Genomic DNA, 15,856 nt, shown 5'->3' on the forward strand with positions numbered 1-15,856 from the left:
ACATTGCATTGTAATGTCTCTACAAACATATAATTCCCACGCATCAGGCAAAATTATCGATATTAATGCTGTCTTTTACAGCAAGACTAATTCTCCCAAATCTGGCATCTGTAGCCTGATTTAATTTGAATTTATTAATTACGAATTACGAATTACGAATTGTTACACAAGCTATTTTTTTCGTGACGCAGCCGTTTGTGTAGGAATAGTAATATTTAGATTGAAGGGCAACTTACTTTTATTACTGTCTTCACCCCAGAACAACTCACCACTTAGCTGATATTGACCAGGATTCAGGGCTGGTTGGTCTTTGTTGGGGTAACTTAATAAGAAATTGCGATCGCTATTTGCCACCACAGCATTAGCATCTACCCGCCCAGTTTTGACAACAGTTTGCCCTTGACGTAAAGTCCAATTTACACTAGGGAGAACAGTTGCTTGACCGCTATTCCGAACTAAGAGTTGAATTTGTTTTTGCTCTGGATTAAAGCTGGCACTATCAATTGCTAGTTTGGGAGAAAGGTTGCCTTTTCTGACATATAATGTCACGCCAATTCGTGCCACCAAAGTAACATTATTACCAGCGGCATCTTTTGTTTCAGTGAGAGTTTCATTAAACACTACCGCTCGATATTCCCCATCAGGTAAATTAGGAGCCAAGCGGCTGATGAGGCGCACCCGCCGGACTTCTCCTGGTTTGACAGTCAACTCACGCGGTGAAAATTGCAGATATTTTGTCAAGTCACTGGGACTAGAGGATAAGGTTTGAAATCCTGCATCGCGGCTATATGTGAAAGGTTGAGCATAGATCCGAATACGAGAAGGGGTCTTACTGGTATTAGAAATCGTGATCATTCCTTGGGCTTGTCCGCGTTCCGCCTTGGTTTCAATCACGAGAGGAGAAACGCTCATTTGTGCTTTAGCAGCACCAGGAAACAAAATTAGGGCGAATAAGCCAGCACTAACAGCAGCTAGAGAGCGCCAATTATTATTGAACATATTTATAACTATGGCAGAATTGTAAATTTAATTCCTGATTTATAGTTCCCTAAAGCAGACTTATTTTATCTATGGATCATGAGAAAAATATCTTGCCACTTAAAGATTTAGTCTCTAGCGACAAGATATTCAGCAACTATTTTTCTCAATCAATCTGAAGGGAAACTGGAAAAATTTTAGACTATGGCACGATAGTCAACGTTGTTACATAGCTGTAGTTTCCAGGAACAAGGGGACTGCCCTTATCTACTATCATATTTATATCCAAAGGCAAACCGCCACCAGGAGGCAGCGGCAGAGAACCACCACCTTGAGAACTCGTACTGCCAAAAGGTGAATTGATCTCCCCGACAGAGAACATAGGTGTAAACCCAGGACCTCCGGTCTGCTGTGGTTGAGATATACTCACTCTGGCACCTTGGTTACAGCTAACAATAACCTTACCAAATACCCCTCCAGGAAACATTGCCGCTAGTGCAGTTGGGTTAGTCTGCTGGTTGAGTCCCAATTTACCAGGGGTAATTTGGTCGAAGTTACAGACACCAGCGACATTTCCCGTAAACGGAACATCAGCGGTTTGTGCCATTGTTTTGGGTGCAAGAGCAGCAGAACCAACAATTATCAAAGCAGCGGTTAATAAAGAACGACGAATCATTTTTAAATCCTTTTAAAATAGATAAAAGTTGGAGAAAACAGTTATGGTGCGATCGTTAAGGTAACAACGTAGGTATAAATTCCCGGCGTAAATGCTACCGGTCGCTCTACCAATAAACCCACCTCTAGATTGGTGTTACCTGCCGGCAAAGTTGCGCTTCCACTACCAACATCACTGCGAACATTGGTCGAACCAAATTTTAAAAACCCAATGTGCGTTGTGCCAGATGGATCGGCACTAGGGCCAGATGCAAGCCTGGGGGGAGAAACAGAGATAGTGGCAGATGTGCTGCTTTGTACACCGATAGTGGCAGGACTTTCTGATTCAAACTTTGTCGGAATTCCGCCAGAATCGCTAGCAATAGTTGGTTCAGCAGTGCCAGAGGCAGGAGAACTAAAGCTAGCTTCAATTGGTACTGTTCCACTGAACGGAACATCTGCATTTTGAGCTAGCACAGCTTGATCTAGAGCGAATGCCTGCACACTTAATGCACTTGCCAGCACCAGGCTAGAGGTTAACGCTAGACGGTAAAGCATAAAGAAGTTAACTGATTACTCAGCTTTGTCCTGTATCAGTGTCTTGTTCTTATGCTAGCCATCAAAAATTACTATATCTGCCGTAACAACACTTAATTTTCATCCCTGAGATCAAATTCCGTTAAGATACTTAGCCCAAGTTACAGTTTATGAAATTTAGGTTTTTTGTATCAGGACTTACGCAAAAATTGCTAAAAAGCTTAATTTATCGAACCGCCAAGAACGCCAAAGTTTTGTATAGTCTGCATAAGTCGTATGTATGTGTCGATTCGGGCGGTGCCTGCGGAGGGTTACACCTACGCACAGCAGGGGTGTGGGCAAAACATCCTTATTAAGAGGGCTAGGCGATAAAGACTTTGATACCCACGGCATTGAAATTAAATGGCTTGTAATAGAACTATTTCAGGGATTCAAAACGTATATTTAACTAGAATTAAGGTATTGTAGCGATTCTAGTTTGGATACCATAAGCGATAGGGGCGTACAAAAGTGCGCCTCTACCAAGGACAAGCGAGTTTAGCTATAAGTTAATATCTACCGTTTTACGGGTATTAGAAAAATGAGGTTTAAAGACTGGGCGACTAGGGTGCTACTAATCTCGCTGATGTTCATCGCTTTAATTGTAGTGTTGCTAATTGGACGAGCGACAAAATTACAAAATAATCCGACAACATCCCGTACATCAAATCCACAGGTTACAGCCTGGAGTCAATATCCCCAAGCACAATTACAATCAGCGAAAGAGCCAGAGAAGAAATCTCAAGATGTTATTAAGTCCCCAGTCAAGGCTAAAAAGCCTATAGCAAGGTACATAACCACTCAAGCTTTTGCACAGTACAGGCCTAATTATGAAGTTGTTTTAGTTAACCCAACGAACTATGGAGAACGGTACGCCCAAGATGTTAACGGCGTTCCTCTCAACAACCAACCAATTATCGTCCTCCATGAAACTGGTTATTCTGCTTCCAGCGCCATTAATTTCTTTCAAGTAGCCCATGATGATGAAAGTGTGCAAGCAAGTTACCACGCCTTAATTAAGTTAGACGGAACGGTGGTTTATCTAGTACCGCCAGAAAAGCGGGCTTTTGGTGCAGCTAACTCAGTATTTGATAGTCCTGATGGAGTGGAAACTGTGAAGACTAATCCAAATTTGCCCCCGTCTGTGAATAATTTTGCTTATCATGTTTCTTTGGAAACACCGCCAGATGGTTATGACGCTAGCAGCAAACAATCCCATAGTGGCTACACGGAGGCTCAATATAATTCTCTTGCTTGGTTAGTTGCTCAAAGTCAAGTCCCAGACGATCGCATCACTACGCACCATCTAGTAGACCGTTCTGGTAAAAAAGTTGACCCGATAAATTTTGATGGTAATAAATTTCTGAGCTTACTTAATACTTATCGTCAGGTTAGACCAATCTATAGAGTAAATAAATAAAAAGTGGTGCGTTATGCTACGCGATAACACACCCTTGTATCTTAGAAGAAAATCATCCAAGCTATTTGCTAAAGCTATAAATTTGCTGCGTCTCAAGGCGATCGCTAATCGATGAAGGCAGTGTACCATCTGAAAATGTCTGTCGATCCAGTTGGACTTGTAAATTACTCAAAGGATCGCAACCAGAGGAAATCATAAATTCTAGTTTCTGGATGTAAGGCAAAGTTGCTAGGTTGTCCAGAATTTGGAAGATAGCCTGTATATAAGGATGACCACTTTGTTGATACCAATCAGAACTAGCAACTTTTGGCTGATCAAAACCCAAGTGTACTGTTAAAGATGGCTCGTCAAATATAGCGATCGCTAAGGGACGCGCTTCTTCCTGCAATAATAAATCATTACTTTTTGCTAAGTGTCGCAGTTTCTCCAAGCGTTCATAACGTTCCGTCACAGCTTCCGGGTCATCTTGCCAATGAATTGCTACTGTTACCAGATAAGTCTGTAACAGCATGTGACCAAGCTTTTTCGCCTTTGTCGCCAGGTAATAGGAATTGTAGTCGGTTGCTTCAATCAATAACGGCAAGCGATCAACTACTTCCAACCCATAGCCCTTGACTCCAGCAATTTTCCGGGGATTATTGGTAATCAGACGTATTTTTTTGATGCCCAAATCCATGAGCATTTGTGCCCCCATGCCGTAGTCTCGCAAGTCAGCGGGAAATCCCAAGCGCTCATTTGCCTCTACTGTATCCAGTCCCATATCCTGCAATGAGTAGGCTTTCAGCTTGTTAATCAAGCCGATTCCCCGTCCTTCTTGACGCAGGTATACAACGACACCTTGACCCGCAGCCTCAATCATTTTTAGTGCAGCTTGTAACTGCATTCGACAGTCGCAGCGCAAGGAACCCAAAGCGTCACCAGTTAAGCATTCTGAGTGCATCCGCACCATTACAGGCTCATCTTTAAAGTTAGCTGGATCGCCCTTGACAATTGCAACGTGTTCAGTATTATCCAGAGTGTGGCGGTAGGCGTAAATTTCAAACTGGCCAAATTGACTAGGCAGCTTGGTAATCACCTCACGGTACACTAAGCGATCGTGCTGTAGACGATAACTGATTAAATCCGCAATACTAATAATTTTTAAATTGTGACGTTTAGCATATTCAATTAACTGCTGCAACCGCGCCATTGAACCATCGGAGTTTTGAATTTCACAAATTACCCCTGCTGGGTATAGCCCTGCTAGTCGAGCTAAGTCCACAGCTGCTTCCGTATGTCCTGCGCGTTTGAGTACGCCTCCAGCCTTAGCCCGAATGGGAAAAATATGTCCAGGACGACGTAAATCGGTAGGTTTTGTGGCTGGATTGAGAGTAACCTGGATAGTGCGGGCGCGGTCTTCTGCTGAGATGCCAGTGGTCACGCCCAATTCTGGCCCGGCATCAATACTGACAGTGAAGGCAGTTTGGTTAGTATCTGTAATGTTGCTTACCATCAAGGGTAAGTCTAGCTCGTCTAAGCGATCGCCTGTCATTGCCAAACAAATCAGCCCTCTAGCTTCCACCGCCATGAAATTAATCATGTCGGGTGTGGCAAATTGGGCAGCACAGATTAAATCGCCTTCATTTTCTCTATTTTCATCATCTACCACTACAATGACGCGACCAGATTTTAGGTCTGCTAAAGCGGCATCAATCGAATCAAATTTAAAAGCTTGGGTAGTATTAGGCTGTGACACAGAAAGATTTCCAGCTACCAACGTAAATTTTTTTAACAATTTCTTCTTTTAGATTGTAGCTCCTTTATAAGGCAGAGAAGTAGACTAGCAATGATTTGATAACGTGGCAAAAATTTCTGCCATTAAAAGTGGGGATAAAGTGCAGTGATAGTAAAAGATGAACAGGACGCGGGGACATGGAGATTTATTTTTCCGCATCCTCTTCCCTGTTGTCCGAAAAACTAGAGGGGTTTCAGGCGTTTTGTACGCTGTGCGTCTAGTCGCTGATATTGTTGATAGCTGATAACGAATTCACCATTCATGGGATAAGGATTTCAGATCATGGGCAAATTTAGACGCGTACCCGTTGGGATTGTTGGCGCGTCGGGCTATGGCGGAGTACAGTTAGTACGACTACTGATGGATCATCCAGAAGTCGAACTGGTTTATTTAGGCGGTGAGAGCAGTATCGGCAAATCTTTTGGGGATCTCTACCCGCATCTGGCTCATGCAACTAACCTGCCAATAGAGGCGGTAGAACCAGAAATAATTGCTTATCGCTGTGAAGTAGTTTTCTTGTCTTTACCAAATGGTCTGGCTTGCCAAATCGCGCCCAAACTGTTGGAAAAAGGATGTAAAGTACTAGATTTGAGTGCAGACTATCGGTTCAGTGATTTGACAACTTATACAAATTGGTATGGTACAGAGAGAAGCGATCGCACAATTGCAGCTACAGCAGTTTATGGATTACCAGAACTTTATCGCGATCGCATTGCCGAAGCTGAACTCATTGGTTGTCCTGGTTCATATCCCACTGCTAGTCTCCTTGCACTTTCGCCACTCTTAAAGCAAGGCTTAATCGTCCCAGAAACAGCTATTATCGATGCCAAGTCTGGCACATCTAGCAGTGGACGACAACCTCAAACAAACTTATTACTAGCTGAAGCAGACAACTCCATAGCAGCTTTCAATATCGGCCGTCACCGTCATACCCCAGAAATTGAGCAAATTTGCAGTGACTTAGCTGGTCACGAACTCATGATCCAATTTACACCCCACCTTATCCCAATGGTGCGCGGTATTTTGGCAACGGTATATGCCACAATGCGCGATCCTGGTCTAGTGCGAGATGATTTAATCACAATTTTCTCAGCCTTCTACCGCAACTCTCCTTGGGTGAAAGTCTGCGGTAGCGGCGTTTACCCCCAAACCAAATGGGCTAACGGCAGCAATCTTTGTTACATCGGTGTAGAAGTTGACCCACGCACAGGTCGCGTGATTGTCATGTCAGCAATTGACAATTTAATTAAAGGACAGGCGGGTCAAGCGATTCAGTGTCTGAACCTGATGATGGGCTGGGATGAAACCTTGGGGTTGCCCAAGCTGGGGTTTTATCCTTGATTAGGGGACAGGGGACAGGGGACAGGGGACAGGGGACAGGGGACAGGGGACAGGAAAACTATTCCCTATTCCCTATTCCCTATTCCCTACTTAGGCCCTAACCCGACAGCACCAGCATAAACGGCGCGATCGCCTAGTTCATCTTCAATTCGCAGTAAGCGATTGTATTTTGCTACCCGTTCGCTGCGACAAAGGGAGCCTGTTTTGATTTGACCGGCACGGGTTGCTACGGCTAAATCAGCGATCGTTGTGTCTTCTGTTTCACCAGAACGATGGCTAATTACTGAACGGATACTGTTACGAGTCGCCAAATCAATTGTTTCCAAGGTTTCGGTGAGAGAACCAATTTGATTGAGTTTAATCAAAATGGCATTAGCAGCTTTTTCCTGGATGCCTCTTTGCAAGCGAGTGGCGTTAGTCACAAACAAGTCATCCCCTACCAATTGCACCCGCGAACCTAATTTCTGGGTGAGCAATTGCCAACTTTGCCAATCTTCTTCGTGTAAACCATCTTCAATTGACACAATTGGGTATTGATCAACTAGTTGTCCTAAATAATCAATAAACTCTGCTGGGGCGTGAGGTTTACCATCGTAAACATACTGGCCATTCTTGTAAAATTCGCTAGCCGCCACATCCAATGCCAAAGCTACTTCTTCCCCTGGTTTGTAGCCAGCTTTCTTAATAGCAGCAACCAGCAATTCTAAAGCCACCTGATTAGATTCTAGGTTAGGGGCAAAACCGCCTTCATCGCCCACGCCAGTCAGCAAACCCTTCTCATCTAATACTTGGCTGAGGGTAGCAAACACTTCTGCACCCCAGCGCAACGCTTCCCGGAAGGAAGTTGCGCCAATTGGGACAATCATAAACTCTTGAAAATCCACGTTGTTTGATGCGTGTGCGCCACCGTTAATCACATTCATCAACGGCACTGGGAGCAAATTCGCTAAAGGGCCACCCAAATAGCGATATAGGGGAATTTCCAGAGATTCAGCACCAGCTTTAGCAGCTGCTAGGGAAACTCCCAAAATCGCATTAGCTCCCAAATTGGATTTGTTAGGAGAACCATCTATGGCGATCATCGTGCGGTCTAGGAGTTCTTGGTTGAGGGCATCCAAGCCTAGTAATTTTGGTGCAAGTGCTTCTTTGACGTTTTGTACTGCTTTGAGTACGCCTTTGCCCCCATAACGGCTTTTATCGCCATCACGCAGTTCGTGAGCCTCAAAAGTGCCAGTAGAAGCACCACTGGGAACTTGTGCCAGTCCTACAACACCGTTGGCTAAATGCACTTCGGCTTCAATTGTTGGTCTACCGCGTGAATCAAGAATTTCACGGGCTGCGATCGCTTCAATGGCAGTATCTAGAAATTTACTCATCTGTACTTTATCCTTTGTTCGAGTGTGTTACGCATACAGTCCATCTGCCTAACCCAATCGCTAGCATAGGCGTTTAAGAGACTTTATTGGCTGAGATTAAAGAAGATTTCCATTGTATGGATAGGGATCAATGCCAAAAATGGGTAAGAGAATGTTTATCCTGTCCTTTACCTTTTAATTCTTTCCCTGATGGTATTTCTACCTTCAGACTTTGAGCTAGGTAAAATATTGGCAGAGAATAACACTAAATCAATTACAGAGAAAAGGTCAATATGCGATTACTACACACAATGCTACGGGTAGGCAACCTTGAAGAATCCTTAAAGTTCTACTGTGAAGTTCTAGGAATGAAATTACTGCGCCGAAAAGATTATCCAGGGGGAGAATTTACGTTGGCTTTTGTTGGCTACGGTGATGAAAGCGACAACACGGTAATAGAACTAACCTACAACTGGGGGGTGGAAAAGTACGAATTAGGTAATGCTTACGGTCACATTGCCCTTGGTGTTGATGATATTTACGCTACGTGTGAGGAAATCCGCAATCATGGCAGTAAAGTTGTGCGCGAACCAGGCCCAATGAAACATGGATCGACAGTAATTGCTTTTGTGGAAGATCCAGATGGGTATAAAATTGAACTCATTCAACTTGGAACTCAAGGGTCAGCAGTCAAACAGAAATCACAAGAGCAACTTGTGAGTCAGTAATTCTGATAATCAAGAATATTAGTATGTAGCAGTTTCTCGTTTGAATGCAATACATGGTAGAGGCACACCAATGAGCAATGCTGTGCCTCTACGAGTCCTCATTATTCCATGCAATTGAGAACCGTTATAGCTCTATCGCAGACAATAAAGCTGTAAGAAAATCCGCACCGATGTCTTGAAAAGGTGAACCAGATACGGGAAAATTGATTTTTTACCTAGACAGGTGCATCGCGCTCCTGTTAATCGAACACGCGAGACTTTTCGCTTTTTACCTCCCCTTTTTAGGCGGGTTAGGGGATCTTCTCTGCGTAAATCCTATTAGTATTACGTCCATACTGTCGTTGATGAGCAACACTAATCGCGTAGGCGTAGCCCTTCGTAGACATCGCTCCAATAGCAGTATCGGGCAAAGTCCGCTCAGAACAGTATTTTCGTTTTAAATTAGGAAATAGGTAATTGATTAAACTATCACCAATTGCCAATCCAAAATTGCCACCGGAGATACACGCGGATATACGCTGAGAATGTTTGGATAATTGGAGATTATGGACTAGAGACTAATTCTCTTCCCAATTCCCAATCCCCAAGCCCTAAACTAAAAATCAAAATTCCAAAATTATAAAGATGCAACCTACAGATCCGAATAAATTTACTGATAAAGCCTGGGAAGCAATTGTTAAATCTCAGGATATAGTCCGTGCCTATCAACAACAGCAACTAGATGTTGAACATTTAATTATTGCCCTGTTAGAAGAACCCACTAGTCTAGCAATACGTGTCCTGGCTCGATCTGAGGTCGATCCAATCCGCTTCCAACAGCAGCTAGAAGCCTTTACCCAACGTCAGCCCAAAGTTGGTAAAAGTGATCAGCTCTACCTTAGCCGCAGTTTAGATGTTTTACTAGACCGAGCCGAGGAAGCTAGAGTCAGAATGAAAGACTCCTACATTTCTGTGGAACACATACTTTTGGCCTTTGCTGAAGACGATCGCGTTGGACGAAAGATACTCAAAGGCTTTAGTGTGGATGCAGCTAAATTAGAAGCTACTATCAAAACCATTCGCGGTAGCCAAAAGGTGACTGATCAAAGCCCAGAATCCCGCTATGAAGCTTTACAAAAATTTGGCAGAGATTTGACAGAACAGGCAAAATCTGGAAAACTCGACCCAGTGATTGGGCGGGATGACGAAATTCGGCGGGTAATTCAAGTATTGTCTCGTCGTAGCAAAAATAACCCAGTCTTGATTGGTGAACCTGGGGTAGGTAAAACTGCGATCGCAGAAGCTTTAGCACAGCGGATGGTCAATGGTGACGTTCCCGAATCTCTGAAAAACCGTCAACTCATCTCTTTAGATATGGGGAGTTTGATTGCTGGGGCGAAATATCGGGGTGAATTTGAAGACCGTCTCAAATCTGTACTCCGGGAAGTTACTGAATCTAACGGTCAAATCGTCCTATTTATTGACGAACTGCATACCGTAGTTGGCACCGGTTCCAATCAACAAGGGGCAATGGATGCCGGAAATCTACTTAAACCAATGCTGGCGCGGGGAGAACTGCGTTGCATTGGCGCTACTACTCTCGACGAGTTCCGCAAACACATTGAGAAAGATGCTGCCCTAGAACGCCGCTTTCAACAAGTATTTGTCGATCAGCCAACTGTGGAAAATACTATTTCCATTCTGCGGGGGTTGAAAGAACGCTATGAAGTGCATCACAATGTCAAAATTTCTGACTCGGCTTTAGTAGCAGCAGCAACACTGTCAGCACGTTATATTAGCGATCGCTTCTTACCAGATAAAGCCATTGATTTGGTGGATGAAGCAGCAGCACAGTTAAAGATGGAGATTACCTCCAAACCAGCAGAATTGGAAACCATTGATCGCCGCCTCATGCAGTTAGAAATGGAAAAGCTGTCATTAGCTGGCGAAGAAAAGGGTACTCCCCAAACGAAAGAACGTTTGGAACGTATTGAGCAAGAAATTGCCGATTTAACGGAAAAACAGCAAATATTTAATGAGCAATGGCAAGGTGAAAAGCAGATATTGGAGGCGATAAGCGCCTTAAAGAAAGAAGAAGATGCCTTGCGAGTGCAAATTGAACAGGCAGAACGTGCTTATGACCTAAATAAAGCTGCTCAACTGAAGTATGGCAAATTGGAGGGAGTACAGCACGAGCGCGAAGCCAAAGAAGCGAGCCTTTTAGAAATTCAAAACCAAGGTTCTACCTTGCTGCGAGAGCAAGTCACTGAAGCCGATATTGCCGAAATCGTCGCTAAATGGACAGGAATCCCTGTCAATCGCCTATTGGAATCAGAACGGCAAAAATTGCTGCAACTAGAAAGTCATTTGCATCAACGAGTCATTGGGCAAGAAGAGGCTGTCGAAGCGGTAGCAGCAGCGATTCGCCGCGCCCGTGCGGGGATGAAAGATCCCTCGCGTCCCATTGGTTCATTTTTGTTCATGGGCCCCACAGGTGTGGGTAAAACCGAACTCGCGCGCGCTTTAGCTCAGTTTCTCTTTGATTCTGATGATGCTTTGGTGCGCTTGGATATGTCTGAGTATATGGAAAAACACTCAGTTTCTCGGTTAGTGGGAGCGCCTCCAGGATACGTAGGCTATGAAGAAGGCGGTCAACTTTCCGAGGCAGTTCGCCGCCGTCCTTACTCAGTGGTGCTGTTGGATGAAGTGGAAAAGGCGCACCCCGATGTGTTCAATATTTTATTGCAGGTGTTGGATGATGGGAGAATTACTGACTCTCAGGGAAGGACGGTAGATTTTCGCAACAGCGTTATTGTGATGACCAGTAACATTGGGAGCGAACATATTTTGGATGTATCTGGTGATGATTCCAAGTATGAAACGATGCGGGTTAGGGTAATGGAAGCCTTGCGATCGCATTTCCGCCCCGAATTTCTCAACCGCGTTGATGATATTATTCTCTTCCATGCCCTCAGTCGCACGGAAATGCGGCATATCATCCGTATTCAACTCAAGCGGGTAGAAAATCTCCTGCGCGAGCAAAAAATATTCTTTGAGATATCCCAAGCAGCTTGCGATCACCTTGTCGAATCAGGCTATGACCCAGTTTATGGTGCGCGTCCACTCAAACGCGCAATTCAGCGAGAAGTAGAAAACCCCCTCGCCACCAAGTTATTGGAGAATACTTTTATCTCTGGAGACACGATTATTATTGACAAAAATGAAAATGGTCTGTCTTTTAGCAAAAAAGTGCTGGTGAAGGTGTCAGTACCACAGATTGCTACATAGTCGCAGAAGGCGATTAGAATTCGCGGCTACACAGATAAAACCCACCTATGTGGGTTTATTTTTTTATTCTCTATGAAATGCTGTGCGATCGCAGAAGCGGTAAAGTGAGAAAGCGATCGCTTTTAATTTAACCTGCTTAAAATTGAAGATTAGTATACATACAAATTTCATGCTTTTTTTTTAAGCACTTTGGTTCTGATTTGCATAGTCATCATAAAGCCCTTCATCTTCTAAAGTATAGCCATTCAAAAAGGCATCATGGTTACGGATGTTTTTAAGTTCTTCCAGATGAATTATGTTTTTATTCTCATTTTCCCAGTCTTCACTATCCAAAACTGAGAATTCTGTTAATTCTGGGTCATTCAAAAAATCTGCGGCTGTGTCGGTGATAAAAGGTTCTAGTATTTTGTGACGTTCTGCCAAAGATAGACTAGTAATTTCTTGGAGAGATAGCTGTTTTTGCTCATGAAGGTTTTCTGACATTTTATTTACGTTCCTGAAAATGGGTTAAGTTTAATTTAGTAATGTATGAGCATTACTTTTAATTTCAGAGGCTTAACATTATTTCTATATCTTTTATTGAATTAAAGTTTGGAAGCGCTCATCTTCTCTAATACTATCCAAATTCAAGTCATTTTTTGCCATTTCACGATATTCGTCAGGATTTAGGTTAATAGCCTGCTGTAGATTTTTAATCGCTAATTCGATATTGCTCTGTGAAGCATAACAGCAAGCCTTGTTGTACCAAGCGGTATGATTATCAAGTTTAATCTCTATAACTTTATCAAAACTGGCAATAGCTTGTTCATAGCGCTCTAACTTCATTAGTGCAAAACCTTTATTAGACCATGCAACGTAGTCATCATATTTAAATTCAAGGGCTTTGTTGCAACTTTCTATAGCCTCTTCATATCTACCTAAGTAATAAAGCGCAAAACCTCGATTTGCCCAGGTTAGCTCAAAATCGGGTTTAATTTCAAGGACTTTTTCAAAGTTGTTAAAAGCCTCTTCGCAGTATTCTACTTCAGATAATAGAGGATTTTTTTTGTTAAGAAAATCTGGGAAGATAAAACTAATTTCTAACGCTTTTTCATAAACAGGACTCATTCCTTCACAAGAGTATTTTTTAAGCAATAAATAGCCTCGGTTGTTCCAGCATTGGTAGTTATCAGGTTCAATTTTCAGCACATTGTCAAAACTAGAAATAGCTTCGGAGTAACGACCTAAGTGATATAAAGCATAGCCTCGCTCCTCCCAGGTATAGTGAGAATCAGGTTTAATTTTCAGTGCTTGGTCGTAGGCAGTGATCGCTTCTTCATCGCGTCCTAAATTCTTTAGCACATCACCTTTTCTGTCCCAAGCATAGTGATAATCAGGTTTAATTTTCAGTGCTTGGTCGTAGGCTGCGATCGCTTCTTCATTGCGTCCTAAATTCTTTAGTGCATCACCTTTCATATCCCAAGCATAGTGAGAATCAGATTTAAATTCCAGTGCTTGGTTATAGGCTGTGATCGCTTCTTCATTGCGTCCTAAATTCTTTAGTGCATTACCTTTCCTGTACCAAGCATAGTGAGAATCAGGTTTAATTTTCAGTGATTGTTCGTAGGATACCAGCGCCGCTTCATGTTCCTTAGCAGCATATAGTATATTTCCTAGTTCGACTAGTAAGCTTGGCTTCTGATTCTCTGACTGATGTTTTTCGGTCAGCAAGTCTTGAATTTCTATAATTTTCTCAATTTTTTGTTCAGGGGTGAGTTTCAAATATTCTCCATAGTCTCCTTCTAATAGCAGACGTGTTGACTCTTGTTCTACTAAATCTGGTGTTGTGGGTAATTCAAACACGCCAGAACGCCAATCAAAAAAATCTGGGGCGCGATGAATAAAATAGTTGATCGAAAATGAACGCAAAAGAAAAACAAAGCTAATTGGAAAATCATCTCTAAAGCGTTCTCGCTGTTGATTTAAGTGATTTAAAATATGCGGAACACTGGTTAAATTGCTAAATTGACCTTCAGTAATTTCTCCAAAACTTCTCTTTTCATATTTATATAAAGAATATTCCAGACCTTTAATCAATAAAATATCAACTTGCTTGTCTTTAACAAACTCAACTACTCGCTCATATAAATTATCAATCGCCTCAACCAACCGCAAAACTGCAATCTTCTTCTGCGGAATCTCCTGCGGAAGTTTGATAATCAAATTGTCTGCTTCCACAGGTGTACATTGGACAAAAAACAAACCAAATCCTGATTTCCGCCTCAGTGCGCGAAGCAAATCTTGATAAGCTTCTTCTGGTTCTGGGGGTAAATCATCATCCCAATCGCTTAAATTTGGGTTCATGGAAGTTTCGCTACGGCTTCTTTAAATTCTGGGATTCCTTGAATCAATGGATGAATATCATACCAACGCTGCATTTCTCCATCATCATCCAAATAGCGGTATTCTAAAAGACAACGGTTGTACATCAAACTGCGATACAAGTCATCATTAATAATGCGCTTAGAACAAGATACTTCTGCTAACAGACACCATTGATGATTTTCCACAGCGCGGCGATAAGTATCTCTGGCTTGAGTAATTGCTCGTCGCACCGCCTTTTCTGAAACAGGTAACTCTTCAGTGCGTCCAAAGGCATCTTGAGTTAACAATAGCAAATTTCTCACATGACCTCCACTCATTAAACAAAGTCTGTCTAAGGTTTGGGGACTGTCGAAAATTTCTGTTTCTAGTGATAGTTCGGGTGCAATTTGCCGGACTCGCTTGTTAATTACTTCTTTAACTTTCTTGAGTCCTGGCTGATAAATGTCTCCTTTGAGAGTGTTTACCATAATCATCGGCAAAATTTGGGGGTCGCCGTAGATATCTCTGAGGTCTGTTGCCCTGGTAGAATAGACCATTGAAATGGGGACAGTGTAAATCAAATGGCAATCTAAAGCTTGGAGTTGTTCGCTACGATCTAAAAAGACTTCCTCATAGTTGGTGCGTTCTCCGTCTTTGACTAACACCATTCGGTCTAAGTTATCGACAATTACCGCCAGTTTCTTGTAGCCATTAGGTAAGTGCTGTTTTGCATCCACCAGAAACTCATTTAACACCTGAATTAAAGTGACGGTGTAAGGATCAATTTTTTGGCGAATCTTCTGGCGTAATTCAGGAACAGCCCTTAAATTTGCAGTCAACTTAGCGAATTGAGTTAGCTGTGCTTCCACTCCCAGACTTTCAAATTCTATGGGAGTCTGCGCCAAATCTTTCAAATCTTCCCAACGACCTTTTAACCAGTCGAGTATAGGACGAGGACTAGCAATTTCTTTTAAATCTTTGAGCAAACGGCGGGTACAGGCGAGGAGAATATCTGTATATTGGGCATCTTCTGAATCGATATCTTCTTCATCAGCCGCAAAATACACCACATAAAATTCCCGATTTTCTAAATATTTCTTTAACCTGAGTAATTCTGTAGACTTCCCCGCACCCCGATGACCAGAATACAATTGACAAGTATTTGTATCTGCCAATCGCATCCGATTTCCCAACTCTTGCTCAATATCCGCATCTCCGCGCACATCCTGACAATCTACATATTTTGGATCACCTGCGGGTAAGGGTTCAAAGGGGTTAAAGGCATTGTAGAGCTTTGCGAGTAAGTCAGAACTATTAACCATAGGTAAAAAATATTGCAATGATGCTCATAATAATGGAGATTATAGAGAATTGAGGTGTTTCGCAAAAGAAGAAATCAGTAACAAGTAAAACACAACAC

The 15,856-nt window shown here is 42.7% G+C and carries 12 protein-coding genes; 4 read left to right on the forward strand and 8 right to left on the reverse strand.

Going from position 1 to position 15,856, the window contains the following annotated elements; all coding sequences use genetic code 11:
- Positions 1-171: 171 nt before the first annotated feature.
- The 3 genes from ACEYW6_RS20565 to ACEYW6_RS20575 all read right to left on the reverse strand — a co-directional run bounded on the left by ACEYW6_RS20565 (position 172) and on the right by ACEYW6_RS20575 (position 2,190).
- Positions 172-999, reverse strand: coding sequence for a P pilus assembly protein, chaperone PapD (locus ACEYW6_RS20565; protein ID WP_412981199.1), 828 nt, complete (start codon positions 997-999; stop codon positions 172-174).
- 181 nt (positions 1,000-1,180) lie between these two features.
- Complete coding sequence (locus ACEYW6_RS20570) at positions 1,181-1,654, reverse strand: hypothetical protein (protein WP_412981200.1); 474 nt, start codon at positions 1,652-1,654, stop codon at positions 1,181-1,183.
- Between the two features lie 41 nt (positions 1,655-1,695).
- Entirely contained in the window at positions 1,696-2,190 is a 495-nt protein-coding gene (locus tag ACEYW6_RS20575) for a hypothetical protein (protein ID WP_412981201.1), read from the reverse strand.
- Between the two features lie 559 nt (positions 2,191-2,749).
- On the opposite strand from ACEYW6_RS20575, the gene ACEYW6_RS20580 reads away from it, so the two are divergent.
- Positions 2,750-3,628 carry an N-acetylmuramoyl-L-alanine amidase gene (locus ACEYW6_RS20580; RefSeq protein ID WP_190889682.1) on the forward strand — a complete coding sequence of 293 codons (879 nt, stop codon included), beginning with the start codon at positions 2,750-2,752 and terminating at the stop codon, positions 3,626-3,628.
- A 61-nt stretch (positions 3,629-3,689) separates the two neighbouring features.
- Here the strand turns inward: ACEYW6_RS20580 and ribBA are convergent, their stop codons facing one another.
- Positions 3,690-5,363, reverse strand: a complete 1,674-nt coding sequence (gene ribBA / locus ACEYW6_RS20585; protein ID WP_412981202.1) for a bifunctional 3,4-dihydroxy-2-butanone-4-phosphate synthase/GTP cyclohydrolase II — start codon at positions 5,361-5,363, stop codon at positions 3,690-3,692.
- A gap of 321 nt (positions 5,364-5,684) precedes the next feature.
- On the opposite strand from ribBA, the gene argC reads away from it, so the two are divergent.
- Positions 5,685-6,743: an N-acetyl-gamma-glutamyl-phosphate reductase gene (argC, locus tag ACEYW6_RS20590; protein WP_190889677.1), complete on the forward strand. Its 1,059-nt coding sequence runs from the start codon at positions 5,685-5,687 to the stop codon at positions 6,741-6,743.
- An 86-nt stretch (positions 6,744-6,829) separates the two neighbouring features.
- On the opposite strand, the gene eno is transcribed toward argC, so the two are convergent.
- On the reverse strand, positions 6,830-8,119 hold the full coding sequence (gene eno / locus ACEYW6_RS20595; protein ID WP_196514015.1) for a phosphopyruvate hydratase: 1,290 nt from the start codon (positions 8,117-8,119) through the stop codon (positions 6,830-6,832).
- A 272-nt stretch (positions 8,120-8,391) separates the two neighbouring features.
- Here eno and gloA point away from each other — a divergent pair, with 272 nt between their 5' ends.
- Together gloA and clpB are read left to right on the forward strand one after the other, a co-directional pair.
- Positions 8,392-8,826, forward strand: coding sequence for a lactoylglutathione lyase (gloA, locus tag ACEYW6_RS20600; RefSeq protein WP_196514013.1), 435 nt, complete (start codon positions 8,392-8,394; stop codon positions 8,824-8,826).
- A gap of 624 nt (positions 8,827-9,450) precedes the next feature.
- A complete protein-coding gene (gene clpB / locus ACEYW6_RS20605; protein ID WP_412981203.1) occupies positions 9,451-12,093 on the forward strand; it encodes an ATP-dependent chaperone ClpB in 2,643 nt (880 codons plus the stop codon).
- 180 nt (positions 12,094-12,273) lie between these two features.
- On the opposite strand, the gene ACEYW6_RS20610 is transcribed toward clpB, so the two are convergent.
- From ACEYW6_RS20610 to ACEYW6_RS20620, 3 genes are all read right to left on the reverse strand, one after another.
- Positions 12,274-12,576: a hypothetical protein gene (locus tag ACEYW6_RS20610; RefSeq protein ID WP_412981204.1), complete on the reverse strand. Its 303-nt coding sequence runs from the start codon at positions 12,574-12,576 to the stop codon at positions 12,274-12,276.
- Between the two features lie 93 nt (positions 12,577-12,669).
- On the reverse strand, positions 12,670-14,436 hold the full coding sequence (locus tag ACEYW6_RS20615; RefSeq protein ID WP_412981205.1) for a tetratricopeptide repeat protein: 1,767 nt from the start codon (positions 14,434-14,436) through the stop codon (positions 12,670-12,672).
- Complete coding sequence (locus tag ACEYW6_RS20620) at positions 14,433-15,758, reverse strand: ATP-binding protein (protein WP_412981206.1); 1,326 nt, start codon at positions 15,756-15,758, stop codon at positions 14,433-14,435. Before ACEYW6_RS20620 ends, ACEYW6_RS20615 begins: the two co-directional genes overlap by 4 nt.
- Positions 15,759-15,856: the final 98 nt, after the last annotated feature.

Source organism: Nostoc sp. UIC 10607, from assembly GCF_047228265.1.
In the GTDB taxonomy this organism is placed as follows: Bacteria; Cyanobacteriota; Cyanobacteriia; order Cyanobacteriales; family Nostocaceae; genus Nostoc; species Nostoc foliaceum_A.

Coding starts and splice junctions, on each gene's coding strand:
- ACEYW6_RS20565 (WP_412981199.1), bottom strand. CDS start 999: ATGTTCAATAATAATTGGCGCTCTCTAGCTGCTGTTAGTGCTGGCTTA.
- ACEYW6_RS20570 (WP_412981200.1), bottom strand. CDS start 1,654: ATGATTCGTCGTTCTTTATTAACCGCTGCTTTGATAATTGTTGGTTCT.
- ACEYW6_RS20575 (WP_412981201.1), bottom strand. CDS start 2,190: ATGCTTTACCGTCTAGCGTTAACCTCTAGCCTGGTGCTGGCAAGTGCA.
- ACEYW6_RS20580 (WP_190889682.1), top strand. CDS start 2,750: ATGAGGTTTAAAGACTGGGCGACTAGGGTGCTACTAATCTCGCTGATG.
- argC (WP_190889677.1), top strand. CDS start 5,685: ATGGGCAAATTTAGACGCGTACCCGTTGGGATTGTTGGCGCGTCGGGC.
- eno (WP_196514015.1), bottom strand. CDS start 8,119: ATGAGTAAATTTCTAGATACTGCCATTGAAGCGATCGCAGCCCGTGAA.
- gloA (WP_196514013.1), top strand. CDS start 8,392: ATGCGATTACTACACACAATGCTACGGGTAGGCAACCTTGAAGAATCC.
- clpB (WP_412981203.1), top strand. CDS start 9,451: ATGCAACCTACAGATCCGAATAAATTTACTGATAAAGCCTGGGAAGCA.
- ACEYW6_RS20610 (WP_412981204.1), bottom strand. CDS start 12,576: ATGTCAGAAAACCTTCATGAGCAAAAACAGCTATCTCTCCAAGAAATT.
- ACEYW6_RS20615 (WP_412981205.1), bottom strand. CDS start 14,436: ATGAACCCAAATTTAAGCGATTGGGATGATGATTTACCCCCAGAACCA.
- ACEYW6_RS20620 (WP_412981206.1), bottom strand. CDS start 15,758: ATGGTTAATAGTTCTGACTTACTCGCAAAGCTCTACAATGCCTTTAAC.